17 protein-coding genes are annotated in these 18788 nt (G+C 39.7%); 1 reads left to right on the top strand and 16 read right to left on the bottom strand.

Going from position 1 to position 18788, the window contains the following annotated elements; translation table 11 throughout:
• Positions 1 to 27: 27 nt before the first annotated feature.
• From G588_RS0113710 to G588_RS20330, 13 genes are read right to left on the bottom strand one after another with little or no spacing between them, the layout of a single operon-like run.
• A complete protein-coding gene (locus G588_RS0113710; RefSeq protein ID WP_022779307.1) occupies positions 28 to 1317 on the bottom strand; it encodes a DHHW family protein in 1290 nt (429 codons plus the stop codon).
• Between the two features lie 18 nt (positions 1318 to 1335).
• A complete protein-coding gene (locus G588_RS20335) occupies positions 1336 to 2706 on the bottom strand; it encodes an MBOAT family O-acyltransferase (RefSeq protein WP_022779306.1) in 1371 nt (456 codons plus the stop codon).
• 6 nt (positions 2707 to 2712) lie between these two features.
• Positions 2713 to 4215, bottom strand: a complete 1503-nt coding sequence (locus G588_RS0113700; RefSeq protein WP_022779305.1) for a glycosyltransferase family 39 protein — start codon at positions 4213 to 4215, stop codon at positions 2713 to 2715.
• A gap of 13 nt (positions 4216 to 4228) precedes the next feature.
• On the bottom strand, positions 4229 to 5200 hold the full coding sequence (locus tag G588_RS0113695; RefSeq protein WP_022779304.1) for an acyltransferase family protein: 972 nt from the start codon (positions 5198 to 5200) through the stop codon (positions 4229 to 4231).
• A gap of 11 nt (positions 5201 to 5211) precedes the next feature.
• Positions 5212 to 6732: a glycosyltransferase family 39 protein gene (locus G588_RS0113690; protein ID WP_022779303.1), complete on the bottom strand. Its 1521-nt coding sequence runs from the start codon at positions 6730 to 6732 to the stop codon at positions 5212 to 5214.
• Positions 6733 to 6770: 38 nt separating this feature from the next.
• The gene (locus G588_RS0113685) at positions 6771 to 9032 is read right to left on the bottom strand and encodes a CotH kinase family protein (protein ID WP_022779302.1); all 2262 of its coding nucleotides are present in this window, start codon (positions 9030 to 9032) and stop codon (positions 6771 to 6773) included.
• A 4-nt stretch (positions 9033 to 9036) separates the two neighbouring features.
• Positions 9037 to 9708, bottom strand: coding sequence for a DUF4956 domain-containing protein (locus G588_RS0113680; protein WP_022779301.1), 672 nt, complete (start codon positions 9706 to 9708; stop codon positions 9037 to 9039).
• A gap of 22 nt (positions 9709 to 9730) precedes the next feature.
• Positions 9731 to 10426 (bottom strand): polyphosphate polymerase domain-containing protein, encoded by a 696-nt coding sequence (locus G588_RS0113675; protein WP_022779300.1) that lies wholly within the window; start codon positions 10424 to 10426, stop codon positions 9731 to 9733.
• A gap of 8 nt (positions 10427 to 10434) precedes the next feature.
• Positions 10435 to 11436: a glycosyltransferase gene (locus tag G588_RS0113670; RefSeq protein WP_022779299.1), complete on the bottom strand. Its 1002-nt coding sequence runs from the start codon at positions 11434 to 11436 to the stop codon at positions 10435 to 10437.
• Between the two features lie 12 nt (positions 11437 to 11448).
• Positions 11449 to 12267: a sensor histidine kinase gene (locus G588_RS0113665; protein ID WP_022779298.1), complete on the bottom strand. Its 819-nt coding sequence runs from the start codon at positions 12265 to 12267 to the stop codon at positions 11449 to 11451.
• A 31-nt stretch (positions 12268 to 12298) separates the two neighbouring features.
• A complete protein-coding gene (locus tag G588_RS0113660) occupies positions 12299 to 12994 on the bottom strand; it encodes a response regulator transcription factor (RefSeq protein ID WP_022779297.1) in 696 nt (231 codons plus the stop codon).
• Positions 12995 to 13008: 14 nt separating this feature from the next.
• Entirely contained in the window at positions 13009 to 14706 is a 1698-nt protein-coding gene (locus G588_RS0113655) for an ABC transporter ATP-binding protein (RefSeq protein ID WP_022779296.1), read from the bottom strand.
• 1 nt (position 14707) lies between these two features.
• Positions 14708 to 15166, bottom strand: coding sequence for a lasso peptide biosynthesis B2 protein (locus G588_RS20330; protein WP_022779295.1), 459 nt, complete (start codon positions 15164 to 15166; stop codon positions 14708 to 14710).
• A 161-nt stretch (positions 15167 to 15327) separates the two neighbouring features.
• Here G588_RS20330 and G588_RS0113645 point away from each other — a divergent pair, with 161 nt between their 5' ends.
• A complete protein-coding gene (locus tag G588_RS0113645; protein ID WP_022779294.1) occupies positions 15328 to 15510 on the top strand; it encodes a hypothetical protein in 183 nt (60 codons plus the stop codon).
• A gap of 30 nt (positions 15511 to 15540) precedes the next feature.
• Here G588_RS0113645 and G588_RS0113640 read toward each other — a convergent pair whose 3' ends face one another.
• From G588_RS0113640 to G588_RS20325, 3 genes are all read right to left on the bottom strand, one after another.
• Positions 15541 to 17499, bottom strand: coding sequence for an asparagine synthase-related protein (locus G588_RS0113640; protein WP_022779293.1), 1959 nt, complete (start codon positions 17497 to 17499; stop codon positions 15541 to 15543).
• 3 nt (positions 17500 to 17502) lie between these two features.
• A complete protein-coding gene (locus G588_RS0113635; RefSeq protein WP_022779292.1) occupies positions 17503 to 18435 on the bottom strand; it encodes an HPr kinase/phosphorylase in 933 nt (310 codons plus the stop codon).
• An 8-nt stretch (positions 18436 to 18443) separates the two neighbouring features.
• Positions 18444 to 18788 (bottom strand): CDP-glycerol glycerophosphotransferase family protein (locus G588_RS20325; protein ID WP_035788566.1); only part of this gene is annotated, 345 nt, incomplete at its 5' end.

Raw genomic sequence — 18788 nt, 5'->3', positions numbered from 1 at the left:
TCCACTTATCAAGAGCCCGCTGAAAGTTCATTTATTCAGTCTTATCTTCTGAGGATCACACTGGCAGGTAATAACAATATCCGGATTAAATTGATTAATACAGTTTATTATGCTTCCTGTAAAATTACCGTTTTCAATTCTTGTATCAATTAATACAAGTTCTGAACAGGATGCAGCAAAATATGGTGCAACAACACTTGCATACGAATCCCTTATCATGAATACTTTAGGTCCATTCGGGTTGTTATAATTTGTTATTGCAACATAAGGAGGATTTCCATAAAGCACTTTACCATAAGCAGCTCCCCCGCCCTGATTTGCGATATCCTTAATCCCGTCCTGATCAACAAAGAGTTCTTCAAATGAGCCCCTTTCATCAACACCCTTATTAGGAATGACTAGTCTGTAATCAGTATCAAACTTTGGAAATGGTATGGTAAAGTCCTCAGGCTTAACCAATACGTGTGTCACAGTTTCGCCCTGAGCGCCAAACTCTGCTTTTGGAAATGATAGAGTCTCGTATTCTCCAAGTTTCTTAGCATCTGTCAGGGAATACCCATATCTTTCATTTAATTCTTTTGCCATTTGTGACGCCACCCAAAGTCCGGTTTCAGCTGTCCAATGATGATCTGTTTTGAAATACATAGCATAATGATCCATATCATCAGCGTGAATATTGTCTCTCAGATCAACATACTGAATTCCATACAACTTCATTGCTTCCAGATATGTATCAATATTATCATTGTCATAACATATTACACCGTCTGATAATTGATCATCAAACCTGCATACTTTCGATGGTGCACTAAAATACAGAAAATCTATTCCCTTATCAGTAAGGTATTCCTGTAATGAAGCATACACCACAACATCTTCTCTCGCTTCATCCAAGGATAGCTTCTTTGATCTGGCATAAGTTACATACCCATTCCGATTTTTCACATAAATAGTGCCTACTGAAGGATCCTTTAAAAAGGCAGTGGCAGCATATCCAAGCTTTGAAATATCGTCATAAAAAAATGTAAAGCCAGCCCATTCATTACCCACCTTGCTAAGTTTTAATAATCTGTTTTTGAACTTATCCGGTTTTGATCTTTCTTTTTTTTCAACTCCTGAAGAAAGTTCATCTACCAACGTATCATAAGGATACAATTCTTCCCAATTAATCTCGACTACATTTGAGCTTCTTGCGGAAATCAACTTGGCTTCGCTTGTCTTTTTGTAAGAAACTTTTGCAACTATTAATGATGCAAAAAGTGCGAAGGTAAAAGCAATATAGGTCAGCACAAATAGCCTGCTTCCTCTGTTTTTCATATTTGTAATATCTCCTAATTAAAATCCTGCATATAATGGAGCTGAGTATCCCTGACTAATTGTAATTATCATACAGAGAAGGTACATCCCAAACATAGCAAATAAATAGACGCCGCGCGTCATATTATTCTTATATAATTTGTCTCGTATCTTAACACCGATATTGGTCGACAAAACAACTCCGAGCAATAACGGAATAGTATAATATGATATAGTCTGTAGGTCATTTGCTTCAATAAATGCATTTCCCCTTAACATAAACATTGTCTTAATAAAGTACAATGCCTCTCCTACGCTCGCAGACCTGAAAATCACCCAGTCAACAATAACTACAACCATAGTATATACATGTCCGATATGAAGCTTATTAACAAATTTAGCCAATCCGGTATATTTCTCAATTGTCTGTAATACAAAATATATTAGCGCCCATAAAACAAACGTTATATTTGAACCATGCCAAATTGCAGTAACAAACCAAACAACCATAAGGTTAAAAATATGACGTGCTACCGTTTTTACTCTGGATCCTCCAAGCGGGATGTATATATATCTGGTGAACCATTTTGTAAGTGACATATGCCATCTTTTCCAGAATTCAGATATAGATGAAGCCATATATGGATAATTGAAATTCTCAGGTAACTTAAATCCAAACAATAGTCCTATGCCAATGGCCATGTCTGTATACCCTGAAAAATCAAAAAACAGCTGGAAGGTATATGCAACTGCACCGGCCCATGCCATAACACAACTGGGATCGGATGCTGAAAAAACATTCCTTACGAGATAGCTCAAACTATCGGCAATAATAACCTTCTTTGCCAGTCCACTCACCAACCGCTCTATTCCGCCATATACAGTGTCCCAAGATGCTTCTTTTCTTACTCGAATCATTGGAAGTTCATCCTGATAAGTGGAAATCGGACCAGAGACAATTGTCAAAAAGTTGGAAATGTAAATAACAGCATCAAAAAAAGTCCCTTCTTTATTTTGCTTGCTATCAACCACATATGAAATTGCCTTAAAGCTAAAATAAGAAAGTCCTATTGGAAATACGATTTCCGATATATCTTTATGTATAATTGCATAAGAAAGTACCTTATTAATGTACTTAAAAAACAGCAATACTCCTGAATCCACCAAAATCGCAAGGACACGATAAAAATCTTTTGAAGTTTTATCGCTGATTTTTACCAAAAGGTAATTGATCAGTATCAGCCCTATAAGCAGAAAAAAATAAATCGGTTCACATATTATGTATAAGCCAAGACTTGCACAGAAAAGAACAGCTTTTCTAATAGTATTACTCCGCCAAAAAGGATTGTAGTATACAATCAGCAGAATCGGAAAATATATACCCAAAAATGTCAAACTGCTTAAACTCAAATTAACTTACCTCTTATTTGCATGTACTAAATAATAATAATTCATTCCATCGTCATACAACAATTGACTGTCCAATCCGCCTACAACGTCTTCTCTTCCCTCTTCCAGATTGACGATAAGAATATAGTCATCTGTCTGAGAATCCATTACCGACTGCGCATTCTTTTCATCTATAAAAATATATCCGTCAGTATTCTGTAGAATCACAAAATCATATAGGATCTTCCAATCAAGATCCACATAAACAACAGCCTTTTTCCCTGCTGCCGTTTCCACTGCAGCCATCTGATTCTTGTCGGCATAGTCCATAGGAACAGTGAAATTTCTTGTAGAAAGATTGAATATACTGATAATGCAAAACGCAGAGATCACAATATATTCTGCTGCCTTTCCGGTCTTAAATTCCTGCAAAAGATAACGAACTGACAGATAAGCAGAAACAATGAATATCCAGCCTACAGGCATGATATATCTTGTCGTTATCTTTGGACAGATTTTTCCTACCACTACAATATAGAACAATCCACACAAAAACATGATGAATGCATAAGAAAACACCTGCTGCTTCTTCCATACTCTCACAACAACATAGCATAGACCGATCAAAACAAAAACAATTCCGATTCCTGCAAAAGCCTCACTGTTAAGAATTGAGACCATTCCTGTGATTCCGGAAATAAGTCCCCCAAGACTCGTAGCCTTGGAAATAGCCTCTTTTCCTCTGTAACCATTAAATATATGAGCCAGAATATGATACCAGGTAATACCATAAACTAATCCGGAAACGGCCAGCGCAATAATATAATTTCTTACGCTCTTCCCATCCTTAGCCATAATCAGCTTGATACCATAAGCAAGGCACATAAAGAATGCTATAAGAAGGAAATAATAATGTGACAGCATACCAAGAACCAGCGTAACTCCAAGGTTGATCAAAAAGCTCTTCTCCGGCTTCTTATCCCAGTTTTTCTTAAACAGAAGCATAAGCAATACCACAAAGAAAGTGAACTGAGCATACATTCTGATAAGAAGCATGGTGTCCAAAAATACAACCGAAGAAACATATGCAATAACCGCTCCTGTCGTTGCCACAACGCTTTCGGTAAGTTCCTTTATAAGCAGATATAATCCGATAATGGTAAGAATCATCCAGAACATATTCACGCCTATTCCATACCACTTACTAAAGCTCCCCCTAAACACAGAACAAACTGTATGGATAAAGAGATAATAAAGCGGAGGATGAACATCCTTGGCCTGATTCTCCCAGGTGTTGGCATAATGAAAGCCTTCGCCGTCCTGCACCATGGTAAAACTCTTGAAGGGTCCCATGCCGCTATATTCAACGCCTCTATCAAAAGAAGGATTGATTCCTCCCTGATTATTAGATAGACCATATGTCCATATCTCGTCACAATGATAATTTACCTTTTTGCCTCCAAGTATTATCACCAACAGTGCCGCAATCAAAATAATAATTCCCAATGCAATTTTTTCAGATTTTTTCATTCCATCCTCCAACTCACCTATTATCACCGATAATGTTCTTTACACCAATAAATGCATATGTCACAGCAACCGTCAGCAATGTAGTAAGTGCAAATCTCGGTGCCCCAGGCAACTTCATAACATAATTGGTAAGAAAAACAAAATACATATGAATATAATAAATATATGAGCTCGCAGTTCTAAAACACATTTTCTGCATGCCATTTACAACAGGCAGATCTATCAGTGAAAAGAAGATAGCAGTTACTACAATCGGACTCATTATAGTTGCACAGAAGCTATTGGTAATAACACTTGCTACAATTCCTATTATAATGATACCAAGAAGGTATCCCCTTTGAATTTTCTTAATCTTATTTGCATTTATTCCAATCCATAAACATAATGGACCTGTGAGCATACGTCCGCTTCCAATAGTCTTTTTGATTAGAATTGCTATTACTTTGGCTTTAGGAAAATAAGTCATTCCCCCTTCAACCATATACGTCAATATGCTTCCGATAATGTAGAGTGCTATGACAATTCCCCAAATAACCTTATAATTTACATTAAGCCTTTTAAGGATGAATATAAAAATCAGGCTGTACACCGCACACAACAAATACCACAATTGCCAGGACCAATCATGATTCCCCCATACCAAAAAGCCTCTAAAAAAGCAAAACAGATCATTGGCTATACCATTTTTATGAATAATATAACTGTAAACAGTAAGCGGTAAATAAACAGCAGTCCAAATCGTATAGATCTTAGCAAAGGAAACTGCTCTTTTCCAAATTGACGATATGCCCGTCTTGTCAATGCTTCGCCCAACAAAAAAACCTGTACACAAAAAGAAAAAAGGAACCGCCAGATCGGTAATTACCTTCCAAGCATCAAATATCATGGTTCCTTTGAACATTCCCACCGGATCGGTATGTATGGAAATAACCATAAGAGCAGCTATAAATTTCCCTACATCCAGACTTTCATAATATTTTTTCATTTCTTAATATCTCACTTAAGTTTGTATAGTATTATTCTACTTGCGTCGTTTGAACCAATAACATCATCAATAGAATATACTTCATAATAAGAGCTAAGTATCTCACCTATACTTGATTCCTCAGCATTGCTGTACACAATCCACTTAGGCTTCCTAGCTTCAAATTCAGTTACCAGTTTGCTTCTGAAATCCTCACTAAACTCAGCTTGCCAATCCTGCATAACAAAAAATTTGCAAGCCGGAGTTATGTCCATATCCAGATAAAACCATGGGTTTGTACCATAGCCAACTATGGAGTTTCTGTCCTCTTCAGGAATACGACCGACTACATCAAGTAACTGCTTATATTGAAGAACGGCATTGGCCTGTGAATCAGCATAATATCTGTTGTAATAGTTTTTTAGTTTCAGCATTTCCTTACCTGTTCTTGCTCCGGCAATCAGAACTACTCCTGCCATCACTATGATTGCAAGTCTCGTGGTAAGCTTGCCCAAACTATCTGTATCATCCTTACATTCATCAATGTTTTTCTTAAGCGCATAAATTGCAATCGGCAGATATGCAAAAGTGATCATCGAGTAATGACCGTAGTTCATGATATTCATCAGAAGCACTTCTGTGGCTGCGCCCAGTGAAAAATACAGTGTTCCGTCGAAGTACTTCTTTCTGATAATGCAGATAATACCTGCCGCCATGATAGCATAGCTTCCAATCTGTCCGGCTGCACCTTTTATAACAGTCATGATGCCACCCTTTGAGTTAGTGGCATAGGCTATATTATATAAAAGTGTGCCATACCAGAAATCATAGGTTGCCCCCTTGACTGCAAAATAGATCATGAAGGGAGCAACAATAAGTGCGGTTCCAAGAATGAAACCCACAGCATTTTTAAGGAGATTAGCAAATTCCTTTTTGAATATCAGGTACAGCATGATAAAGAATACCGCCACACATACGCCTATAGCATTTGTAAGTCTTGTCATCATGGAGAATCCAAATGTAATGCCGTATACAAACGCATACAGAGGATTGTGGCTATTCTCTCCACTATTCTTATTGTCAATCCATCTTGTTACAAGATACATACTTGCAAGAAGCAAGGGATTACAATACTCTTCGCAGAGATTACCGAATTCGTAATTGCATGCGAAAACAAAAATTCCAAGTGCGGCGATGAGAAACGCCGCCCAGTCCTTGAAAACTCTATTGCAGATCTTGTAAATAATACACTCCGAAGCGAACATGAAGGCTATCTGAATGATAAATACTCCGATTTCACTACCGGCTATTGCATACCCCAAGGTTGATATAAAGAATATGGCAGGTCCCTTCTGATCATATAACTCTTTGTAAGGAACATGGCCTTGGAGCCACCCTTTTCCTATTACCTGGAAAAGTCCGGAATCCCATCCTTTGTAATTGGGATATAGGGGACTTGTTGTTGCCGATGCTATCAAAACAAAGATAGCTGCTGAAACAAACATCAAAACATATATAAATATGTTTCCAAGTGCCTTTTTGTTGTTACTCATTACTACAATACTCCTTAAACATGATTAGTTCTCATATATCAGTCCTCATCAAGATACTGAGTGATATAGTCTCTTAACTTATCCGGCCTTTCCTTAGCAAAGGTCCTGAAGCCTTCCACTTTGTCCTCCCAGGTCTCAACGCTATAACGCCCCTCCTCACTGCTCCCTTTGTGAAACAGTAATTTTATCTTATTAAACCAACCGGTCTTGATGTGCCATCTGGTGTACTGGTCGTCCATCTCCGGGCGATAGAGGTTCGCAAATCTATCTATTTTCTCAAGTACATTATCACTACTAAAAACAGTGTCAAGACTCTTTTCAAACCGGTCAAAAAACTTATTCTTAAATTCCTCATTCTGTATAAGAGCCTGAATCAGTTCTCTGTTCATGTCATGAAAATGCGCAATGGATTTGACACTTTCCTCATCATATTCCTCGTTAAGAACATAATCTATGGTGTTGAAATCAATATATCTAAAAGAATTGTCCAAATCAAACAGTACCGGCCTCCACCTGTTATCTCCCTTATCAAATCCGGTCTGATCTGCTCTGTAGATGCGGTAATTATTTCCGGGCCAGTCATCATTTCCAAGATACATCTGCACCACATAATAATCTATGAATGCATCCACATCTATTCTGTCACAAACATATTTATAGCAATCGGGGTCGCTAAGATCATGACTCTGTACATAATCTATAAGATCCAGATAATCTTGAAGGTCCTGCTCTGTGCCAATCGTAATCTCCGGCTCATGGTCAGAAACTCCTAGATTTAGCTTGATAAGCGCAAGATTCTTTTCCTCTATACCATAATGCCTGAAAAAATAATCTGCATTATAGGTCTCTCTTATATTATGTATTCCCCAAAACTCACCGTTGATAAAAAGAACTGCCTGCTGAGCTGCCTGAGTTGTCACTTCAAGCTTATCTGAGACCAATGACTGAGCCAGTATATCAGCGAACATTGTCCAGTTAAACTCTGTTCCCGCGGCCCTTAGCGCAATCGCATCCATTCCAACACGTGATATTCCGTCACTTACGGGAAGAAGCTCAAACATTCCGCTGGAAAAACTTGACCTGGTCTCATCCATATCCACCTTAATGCCCTTGGCAGCAGACATCCTTGAAGCTGCTCCCATCATGGAGATTACCACGTTGTTGTCAGCCCTTAGAGCGCCATCACTTCCAAATATCTCAATATGTGCCTTAAGCTTTTCATCACTGTTATAATTCCCGGGAGGAAAACTCCAGAAGTTTTCTTTGTTGTATTTCTTCCAGACATAATAGGTCTCACCTGGCACATAGAGACCATCCCACTCATCAAACATTTTATCGGGATCTACAGATAGCGAAATTATGTTAAAGCTTGTGTCCGGTGAAATAAAGTATGACGCTGTCGCAGTCTCATCTGAAAGAACTCCGTCTTTCATTATCCTGGCTTTTACGACAGTACCTTTATAGGTATAGTCATTCTCCCAGGTATAATACATTGAATAAATAGTGGTAGTTTTAATATTTCCTATGGTATTAGGTTCTGCGCTTCTGTCCTTAATCTGGATTGGTCCTTCGTAAACTTTGGATCCGTAAGTAGGCTCTGAGCCATCCAGAGTATAGAGAATCTTCTCTCCTTCCCCTGCACTTAAGACAAGTTCAAATTCCTCGTCATAGATTCCTGCCTGTCTGGAGAACTCCGGAATTCCCAAGCTGTCATCAATTCGGGTGATCAGAGATATTTTCTGAGCATTATTGGGCGCCCCGGGAGTATTAGCTGCAAAAAGTGCAAGCTCCGCCGGGTGCTTCTCTACCCTTCCAACAGAAACTCCGGTATCTACAGTACCATCAAAGTAGAATTCGTCTATACACTCATTATCTAAGTCATAGAGTGTTATGGTATCGGAATTATTCACCATAAAATCAGTGTGAATCTCGCCGTTTGCCGTGACCTTGTCTTTACCTGAAGCCCATACCACAAGATAGTCTCCTGCCTCGATATCAGTTTCCGGGAAGTACCATCTTCCCTTAGTTCCTCTGTGATCTGCAAGAGATATTCCCATAAGATTAACTTTTTTGTCACCGTAATTGTATATTTCTATGTAGTCGCTGCGATCCCCGTCTTCATCTTTGATATATCCAAGATTTGAATATAGAACTTCATTGATACATAGCGTAATGTCTGTGGAATTCTCCGGATAATCGTATCTGTCCTTGACATCATAACTGATACAATCGCACATAAGAAAAAGCGAAGCCACAAACGCGGCACCTGCGAGGATCCTGTATTTTGCCCTGCTCTTCAAAAGATTACCCCGCAATTTCACCATTATAGGTTACAATGTTGATTCCGTTAACGCCTTCCAATGATTTAAGCTCCCCTGATAGCTCATTATCCTTATCTGCAGCCAAAGAAACTTCATAAGTAATGTCACTGCTTACAGAAGTAATGTTCTTCATCTTAAGATTCACCTTCTTGCAGTATTTCCTTACAGTCTCGGTAACCTTCTGCTCATCAAGCTCCTCTGTCCCATGCACGATAACAAGATAAGTACTGTCATCAAGAATATCCTTGCTGATAAAGAACAAAATAATAGCTATTACAATACTGCCAAGGATTGCAATAGAATAGATTCCGGATCCGCAGGAAATACCAACGGCAATGGCCCAGAAAATATAAGCCGAATCCTTGGTATCCTTAACTGCAGTTCTGAATCTGATAATTGAAAGTGCGCCCACCATACCAAGTGATAAGGCAAGATTACTGCCGATTATCATCATTACCATGGTGGTTATCACAGTGATAAGAAGAAGTGTCACATTGAAGTTCTTGGAATACATAACTCCGGTGAATGTCTTCTTATAGACAAAATAGATAAAGAATGCCAGCAGAACTGACATGATAAGGCCGATTGCCACCTCGGCAACAGAAATGTTAGTGTTGTTCTCCAACAAATAATACAAAAGTTCTTTCTTACTCATTAATCTCTCCCTCTTTTTTCCCTCATCCCACCAATTCTCTTGCCATGCAATACTTGCTGACGGAAGAATTTAGTAGTCTTGCGGTGCTGATCGCATCCTTGATAAACTGCGGAAGCACCTGATCGTATTTTACCTCCAGCACCATAACAGGCTCCCTTAGAAGGGGTGTCATTGGAAGATCGCTGTCGTAAATCCTGTCCGAAGCTGCTGCCCTGATATTCTTATCGAAGGTAACTCTCACATTGTGCTCCGGATAGACATATGCTTCCCTCTCGTAATCCACAATTGTTTTGGGTGTATAGATCCCCGTTTCCATGATATTCTTAGCCTTGCGTGCAACAGTGTCTGAATAATTATCCAGGGTCTCATAGTCTCCTGCAATCAACCGTTCCGCAACATCTCTGTCGATAGTCAGAGATTCCTTCAGCATATATTGATTATAACGATTTTTGATCTCAAGCTTGGCCGCATCCGCCTTGGTATTATAGATTCTGATACGGATTTTCTTTCGCATCTCGATTCCGGCCACCTTGGTTACGTAATCGGTATTGTCAACGGAATCAAAATACAAACTTCGTATGTAATACTCCCCCTTATCCTCCATATGAGGGTCCGGAGTCATGATTCCTGAAAGCAGTCCCTTTAAATAATGATACTCCACAAGGCTTATGTAGAATTTCCACTCGCTACGATATACCTTTAAAACATTCTCGCTCATGGACACCTCTACCTTCTTCCAAGGAATCTGTACATATGGTAGATTGCCACAGCATTCCTCGTAAGGATGAAGTGCTTGGCAAAAAGTCTTCTTGACTCAAGCTCTGCAATCCTAAGCGCACTTCGAAGCTTTTCATTGTTACAGATTTCCCGGATCAGAGCCAGTTTCCTGGACTTATCCATATCTGCCTTATTACTTATCTGTTTAAGGTTAGTAGATACAAGCTTTACATACAATTCTGCAAAACTCTTTTTCTGTTTTTCATTGTCCTCATATTTATCGCAGTACTTAAGCGCATTTTCATAAAAGTATGTGACAGAATCAAAATATCCGTCCACATATTTGGTTATAAGACTTCCTGAACTTCTGACATAATATACGTAATATCTCTTACTGTTCACGGCAATTGTCTTAGCATGCTGAAGCATTCTGGAAGCGAAAATTATGTCTTCGTAGATCGGATATTCCGGAAGAAATTCCAGCTTGTTTTCCCTTAGAAATTCAAGCTTATAGAGCTTGTTCCATGGCGCATTGAAAATCTCATGCTTGATGGTCTTCCCCAAATACTTGTGGAAAAACTCCTCCCCTGAGCCCACAAAATCCCCTTCGTAGGCATTTTCCTTCTTATCATCTGTGTCCACGTCGTAATACCAGAAGTTATACATAACAACGTCAGCATCAGATTCAAGTGCTATCATGATATTATCAGAAACAAGATCCGCAGTGATATCATCATCAACATCAACATATACCACATAGTCACCGGAAGCCCTTTTCGTACCTGCGTTTCTGGCGGCGCTAAGACCTGCGTTCTTTTGATGGATAACCACAAACCTGCCATCTTCTGCGGAAACTTTGTCACACATGGCGGCGGTACCGTCACTACTTCCGTCATCCACCAGCACAAATTCCAGATTGTCGTAGGTCTGCGCCTTCAGGTTCTTCACACAGGAATCTATATATTTCTCTCCGTTATAGACCGGAACTACTATACTTACCTTAACACTCATGAAATCTCCCCATTATAACTTCCCGCCTGCCACGGGAATCTTCACGGTAAAAGTGCTGCCCCTGCCAAGGTCCGAATCACACCATACCTCGCCTCCATGCTGTGTAACTATACTCTTTACAATTGACAGCCCAAGGCCGCTTCCTGACTCGCCGGAAGGAGTCCTTGCTCCCGAAACTCTGTAAGTTCTGTCAAATATATATGGAAGAGACTCCTTTGGAATCCCCTGCCCATTGTCCTTCACATAGAAGAAAGCCTCGTTCCCTTCAATTCCTGCACCAAGGGTTATGGTACTTCCTTCTGCAGTATATTTTCTGGCATTAGTAAAAAGGTTATCCAGCACTCTACAGAACTTGGAAACATCTATATTAACCAGAGCATCCAATTCTTCCGGAACCTCCAGTCTTAGATCATAGGCCGCATATTTCTCATCTACTTCCAGAGCAAAAAAATATTCCTCCAAAAACTGCACAAGAGGAACCGCTTGAAGGTTAAACTCTTCTCTGCCACTTTCTATACAGGTCATGTAGTACAGATCGTTTACCAGCACCTCCAGGGTCTTTAACCTGACATCCAAGAGGCTTAACATGGCCCTCCTGTCTTCGGAGGGCATATCACACTGACCGTCTTTACTCTTTTCTCTCATATAGTCCACTGTACTTCTGATAGCGGTAAGAGGTGCTCTGAGGTCATGAGAGATGTTCTCTATCATAAGAGTTCTCTCATGCTCAGCTTCCTTGAGCTTTCTGTTTGCTTCCAATAGTTTGGCTGAAAGCTCAGCCACTGTATCACTTGCAACAGAAGGCTGTTCAAATTTCTTTTTTGTAGCCATAATCTCCCCGAATCTGATGCTTACATAATGCTTACTTTCTGAGTTTCACCAACTTGTAGCCCTTGGACCACACCGTCTCGATAAAATTGTCAATGCCGGTCTGGCTCTCGATCTTTTTCCTGAGCCTTGAAACATTAACCATCACATTACGCCTGTCGGTCTCGATATAACTGCCCCACAGCTGCGTTCCGATTTCCTCAAAGGTGATCTCTTTACCTACGTTCTTGGCAAGAAACAGGAGGAGATCATATTCCTTGTTGGAAATTGGAATCTCTTCCCCTTCGTAGAAAAGCTTGTGCCTCTCTTTATCAATGTAAAAGGGATTTAAATCTATCATTACGCTGGATTTTTCTTTTTTAGCAGAGGCCATGCTCTTTCGAACATGAGAGTTCATCCTTACATACAGTTCTCTAAGGCTGTAGGGTTTTTCTATGTAGTCATCGCCGCCTGCCTCGAACCCCTCAACCTTGTCGTCTTCGGAAACTTTTCCTGACAGGAACAGAACAGGTACATCTGTAACCTCTCTTATCTGTCTGCACAGTGAAAAGCCATCAATGTCAGGCATCATAACATCAAGGAAAATGCACTGAGGCTTGAATCTCTTTACCAGTCCCAGTGCTGCCATGGCATCGCTGCAAACTTCCACTTTGCAGTCCTTTTCCTCAAAGAATCTCTTATTAACCTCTAAAACTTCAAGATCATCATCGATCATAAGAATCTTAATCATAACCCCTCCGGTTATCAAACAGCCACATCACTCATTTTCTTATCAACAATCTGAATCTCTCTGTCACAATACTGAAGAACTGACCTTCTGTGTGTGATAAGAAGACATGTGGGTGAAGGATTCCATTTCCTGATTCCCTCAAGAACACTGAGCTCCGTGCTCTCATCAAGAGAAGAAGTTGCCTCATCCAGGATAAGGAACGGTGCACGCCTTACAAGTGCCCTTGCGATGGCAATTCTCTGGGCCTGTCCCTCGGAAATACCAACTCCCTTCTCTCCTATTACAGTATCTACCCCATCAGGAAGCTCCATGACAAAGTCATAGGCAGATGCACTCTTAAGTGCGACAATTACCTCTTCATCGCTGGCGTTCTTATTGCCCATAAGGATATTGTCCTTAATCGTTCCTGAAAAGAGTGTATTGCCCTGGGGCACATAGGAGATAAAGTTACGGGCATCGGGACTTGCGGGCATCTCCTCTCCCTTTTGGTTATAAAAGGTGATATTACCCTTGAACTTCTGAGTAAAGGCCATTATCAGCCTTACCAGAGTAGTCTTACCAATTCCGGATCTGCCTACAATTGCTGTAAATTCGCCTGGTCTGAACTCAATGTCGGCATCCTCAAATACCAGCTCATCAGTATATCCGAATGAAACCTTAGAGACCTTGACACCCACTGACTCAGGATAAATGCTTCTTCCAAGGTATTCCTCCTTTGGAAGAACCTGAAGCTCAATAATACGTCCTGCAGAAGCCAGCATTCCGATAATCCTTGGAACCAACTGTGCCAGTCCCAGTACAGGAGACTGAATTCTGTTTACCAGAGTAAGGAAAACAGTCATGGTTCCATAGGTTATGCTTCCTCTAGCGATACAGACAGCTCCCCAGGCAAAAGCAACAATATATCCGAATTGAAAGGAAAGTCCCATTACCGTGGATGCAAACAGATTGGTTCTGTTCTTCTTAAGTACCCAATAGATTCTCTCATCACGAAGCTGGGTAAGTCTCTCCTCTGAATAATCCTCCAGGCAGAAACTCTTCTCAATAAGAATATTGGCCAGTGACTCCTGCATAAAGGATCTGTACTTGGACTCTGTCTGCTGAACTTTGATCGTAAGATACTTGAGCTTTCTTCCAAGCCATACGCTTGCAAGCATTGCAACCGGTGCAACCAACAATGCGAAAAGTGCAAGTCGAAGGTCATAGTATGCCAGAGTGAAGAATGTAACAACAAGTTCAACAAACAGCTTTATAATAGTTGGTATTGTTCTGGAAATACCGTCCGACACAGCTCCAACGTCACTGGTAAGTCTTGTCATAAGGTCGCCGGTATGATACTTGGAAATATCAAGCCAGCTGGTATCCAGTATCCTTCTGTATACCTTTTTCCTGATACCAAAGCCAAACTTCTCATATACAACTACGGCAATCAGTTCACTGACAACGGAAAGAGCCTGACTTGCCAGGATAATGATCACATACAGTGCAATTATTGACCACAGCTCAGATATCTTACCGCCGGAAGCCTTATCTATCAGCTGTTTACCTATAACCGCCATTCCGACGGAAGTAAAAGTTGCTATAAGGTCAAAGAAAAGAAGTAATGACAACTGCGGAATGTATGGCCTGGTATACTTCATGACCCATACAAAATATCTGCCCGCATCATCTCTTCTATTCCAATAATGCTTTAATTTTTCTATCTTACCCATCTTACTTATTAACCCTCGCTCTAAATCTATCTACTATTGCATATCCGTCTGCCCCGCCATTACCTCCGGTGACATAAACCTTACCCACACGTATCCAGGCATGGGCCACCATCTTCTTGTTTTCATCCAGCTTGCACCCCAGATAAAGAGTGGATTCTACGCCCTTTTCAGCCAGAAGTTTCTGGGCTGTAAGGGCCCTTACAAGACACTTGCTCTCCCACCTGGTTTTACTGCAGACCTGGTTCACTGCATAGGAAACTTTCCTGCAAAAACGGTATTCCTCCGGAGTGGCTTCATAGGAGGATTCTTCCCCCTCTATTCCCCACTTTTTATTAAGCTTTTTGGTGTCCGCATATAACATCTGAAATCTGTATCTTGCAGATAATACCCAGGCTTTCAGGGTTATTGCCTTGTGTTCATTGTACCTGATGAACCGGTACGTTCTACCTATGATTCCCATATATCTTTACCTTTCAATCCTGTCCCATGTCAGGAACCTCATCACAAATTATAATCGATTTATTAAAAATTTATAAAAAAATTACAGTTTTGATAGATTTCTTTACTATAAAAAAAATACGCATTATCCTTTACTTATAAATTCTAAAGGAGGAAGCTAATATGAAAAATTGGAACGCACCTGAAATTAAAGAACTTACTCTCAGCAGCACAGAAGCTGGTCACGGACACGGCTATATGGATTGGGAGTTCAAGGATCAGTGGGGCAACGTATTCCAGAGCCACAGCGGAACTGATTATAATGTTGATCACAGAGAGAATCGTGAGCCTGTAGACGAGCCATAATTCAGGTATTAAGTTTTCAAGTCGCATGTTTTACATGCGACTTTTTTCTTTGGTCAGAAACTCATTAAGAGTCAAAATTCTTAACAAATTGTCGACATCATCTTCTTCAAATGATTTCTTCGAAAGAAGCTGCAATACCTTATCCTTGTTAAGATATTTCCATAAAACATCCACCAATTCCTTGTTCAAATATTCTTTTCCAAATTGGTTTATCCTATATGTGGCATCAGCGCCCTGAAGTCCTCTCTTTTTAAACTCAAGTCTTACTTTATCCGGAATAATATCATCCAGATAACCTCTCACCAGTCGCCTGTCCAATCCATTATCGCAAAACTCCGATTCAGGCATTCTCATAACCAATTCAACAAGCCTTTTATCAATTGTCGGGTCCTTTAAAATTATTCCGTGAAATAATCCTATCTTAGTATTAAAAATACTCTTGTTTTGGGTGGTTCCTTTATCTGTAATGCTTCGCTTGATTTCCTTATCATTCACAATAAAATGATATCCAAAACGCTTTCCATGCTTTTTAAAGAGCCGGTTCATTCCATGTTTGCGGAGCATTTCTCCTTTAATATATTCTGAATCCATATAATCCAGGTAATCTTTTTTTATGCCAATATCCTGAAATAATCTGCCTGACAATTCGGCTAATGTAACATTAAAAAGTTCCTTTCTGGAAATTCCATGAACGAAACCAAAAGCTGCCAATTGCCTCTTTGCCTCCATAAATCGAAGATGCCTAAGTTCATAATAAACTCTGGAAAGCACATGGCCACGTGATATGGTCGTATTTCCTCCCTGGCCAAGAAGAAGCACTTTACACCCCTTGCCCTTCGCCTTCTCCAAGATATCATCTATCCAGACTGCATTTCGCATCGCCTTAACAGGTACTTCCATAAAATCCACAATTCTGTGAAGCTCTGTCAGTCCGCTTTTTCCTTCATAGTGGTCAAATTCATGCTGTATATTACTATACTGTTCAAGAAAGGTTTTTACTCCCTTTGTTTCGTCAGTCACCACAGTCCAATCATATTTGCTGTTAAAATCAGAAAGCGGAACTGAAGTAAAGCCGTAAAGCTTTCTTCCATCTTCTTTGAGGATATTTGCAGCAACTCCCGAAACAGAAGTTGAATCAAGTCCGCTACTGATTGTGGCAGCAAGTGGAACATCTGTATCCACAGCATCCCTAACACACTCAAAGAATGTATCTCTAAAAAGTTTCCTATATTCATCAGGCTTTAATTTTAACTTAGGAAGTTTTTCAGGATACCAATAGCATTCCTCTTTTGAATATAGTTCTCCTGACTCTTTATGCTTTATATGCACAAAGCTTCCCTGAGTTACCTGTTGTATATTTTTATAAGGCGTTTCCCCGGGATAATAGCACAACTGAGGTGAATCATCTGCCTCACAGGCCACGATCCATCTATCATTTATTTCACGATACTGATTGGATAAAACATCAACAATAGGCGATGTAAGAGTTGAGAAGATAATTCTTCCATCACAGCAAAAATAATTAATACATCTGCTTCCCATATGATCTGCAAAAAGAAAGAACTCATTCTTTTTCACATCAAAAACAGCAATTGCAAAAGCACCGATAATATGGTTAACAAATTCTTTATTCCAGATAAGCCATGAAAGATAAGCAAGATTGCCATCCGGTTCTTTTTCCAGTGCTTCCATAGAGGCTATGCCACTTTCAGAAAGTTCTTTCAGAAGCTTTTTTCGTCCACTTAGAACTATATCCGCTGTAAAAATATAGCCTTTATCATTGTCCCTGATAGGCAGTACTTCCTTTTCTGCTCTGCTGCCATAATATTGAAGGCCACAAGCAAAAAAGCCTCTATCAAAGCAGCACTCGTCATATCTGTCAATGGCATACTTTTCATAAGTACTTTTCATTTTAGTAGCGAATTCATTATTTTCTTTTTCACCTTCATAAGATCCGTTAAGATCGATCATTCCCCAAATTGCTGACATACTCTATTCCTCTCTTGTAACGGAAATAATAATATAATCTACAATCTCATCTTTAGTATTCTTTTCAAGTGGTCGGAAAATTTTGTGTATCTTTGCCTCAGAAGCCAATTTTACGCATTTAAAGACATCTGATGGTTCAAGTCGAAATAATCCCTCATACAATTCCTTTAAAAATAGGTTATCAATAATAGCCTTTAAGGAATCTTCCCCTGTGATATCCTCAATTTCCAAAGTTTCTCCCATATAAGGAGCAATCATATAGATATCTGATACTTCCATACCCTCTTTTACAAAAATACTATTTCTGTCAAGAGCAAACTTATCCTTTTCTTCGTCAATATACCTGAGGGTATCTAAATTCAGCCCCTTCTCTAAAGCAGCATCTCTGCAAAGCTTTTGCTCAGGAAACCCCGGATAGGCCAATGTTTTACCGGTAACCTTATCAATATCAATAACAGAAATGTCATCCGCCAGAAGCTTTGCTCCTCTATCTATTACCCCCATGGCTGTCGTCGACTTACCGGAGCCGCTGCCACCACATATGATAATCGCCTTATTTCCAACAGCAAGTGTACTCCCGTGGATAGCGATTTTTTTCCTCTGAGTCATAGCAATAGCAAGACTGTTGCCAAGTAAATAAGACTGAGCTTCCTGATACTTAATATCCGAACATTTGACACATTTCATGACTGTTTTCCCATTTTGAGTTTCTATCTCAAAATGTCCTGCGCTGTTATCAAACCATATACCGTTTTCTGTAAGGTCAAAGTACTTCCCGGAAGCTTTGATTTCCTCGAAAGATCTTGATAAAGCATCACTATTTTCCACATAGATCTCAATTTCTGTGTTTTCTTCCGGAAAAGGCTCTACCGGCAGAAGCTGTGGGAATTCAATATTCGATTGTGCTACTAATCCATACACCTGATAATAATACATAATACCTCTTACTTATTTGAAAGTAGTTCAACTATCTTTTTATATGTTCTCTCACAGCTGTTCTTGTCGTTGAAAGCAAAGATTCTGTCCATGCGTTCTCTATATACTTCATCCAATGCGCATCCTTTATCAGCCATTTCGATAAGCATATTGGTCAAGATGCTATAGTCTTTTACTACCGGGCCAAAGCCATCCTTCTCATAATCAAAGAAGCCCTTCTTGGTAAATGGGTTGTTTTGATAATACTCATCACCATCAAACTGATAATATATTATGCTCTTTCTAAGATAAGCAAAATCAAAAATCGCAGAAGAATAATCCGTTACTATTAGTTCAGCCTCAGAATACATCTT

The sequence above is a fragment of the Butyrivibrio sp. AE3009 genome (assembly GCF_000420845.1).
Lineage (GTDB): Bacteria > Bacillota > Clostridia > Lachnospirales > Lachnospiraceae > Butyrivibrio.
The sequence above is the reverse complement of the archived record's forward strand: the minus strand, read 5'-3'. Positions and strand labels throughout refer to the sequence as shown.

Coding starts and splice junctions, on each gene's coding strand:
- G588_RS0113660 (WP_022779297.1), bottom strand. CDS start 12,994: ATGATTAAGATTCTTATGATCGATGATGATCTTGAAGTTTTAGAGGTT.
- G588_RS0113670 (WP_022779299.1), bottom strand. CDS start 11,436: ATGAGTGTTAAGGTAAGTATAGTAGTTCCGGTCTATAACGGAGAGAAA.
- G588_RS0113640 (WP_022779293.1), bottom strand. CDS start 17,499: ATGTCAGCAATTTGGGGAATGATCGATCTTAACGGATCTTATGAAGGT.
- G588_RS20330 (WP_022779295.1), bottom strand. CDS start 15,166: ATGGGAATCATAGGTAGAACGTACCGGTTCATCAGGTACAATGAACAC.
- G588_RS0113680 (WP_022779301.1), bottom strand. CDS start 9,708: ATGAGTAAGAAAGAACTTTTGTATTATTTGTTGGAGAACAACACTAAC.
- G588_RS0113700 (WP_022779305.1), bottom strand. CDS start 4,215: ATGAAAAAATCTGAAAAAATTGCATTGGGAATTATTATTTTGATTGCG.
- G588_RS0113695 (WP_022779304.1), bottom strand. CDS start 5,200: ATGAAAAAATATTATGAAAGTCTGGATGTAGGGAAATTTATAGCTGCT.
- G588_RS0113690 (WP_022779303.1), bottom strand. CDS start 6,732: ATGAGTAACAACAAAAAGGCACTTGGAAACATATTTATATATGTTTTG.
- G588_RS0113655 (WP_022779296.1), bottom strand. CDS start 14,706: ATGGGTAAGATAGAAAAATTAAAGCATTATTGGAATAGAAGAGATGAT.
- G588_RS0113635 (WP_022779292.1), bottom strand. CDS start 18,435: ATGTATTATTATCAGGTGTATGGATTAGTAGCACAATCGAATATTGAA.
- G588_RS0113645 (WP_022779294.1), top strand. CDS start 15,328: ATGAAAAATTGGAACGCACCTGAAATTAAAGAACTTACTCTCAGCAGC.
- G588_RS0113710 (WP_022779307.1), bottom strand. CDS start 1,317: ATGAAAAACAGAGGAAGCAGGCTATTTGTGCTGACCTATATTGCTTTT.
- G588_RS0113675 (WP_022779300.1), bottom strand. CDS start 10,426: ATGAGCGAGAATGTTTTAAAGGTATATCGTAGCGAGTGGAAATTCTAC.
- G588_RS0113665 (WP_022779298.1), bottom strand. CDS start 12,267: ATGGCTACAAAAAAGAAATTTGAACAGCCTTCTGTTGCAAGTGATACA.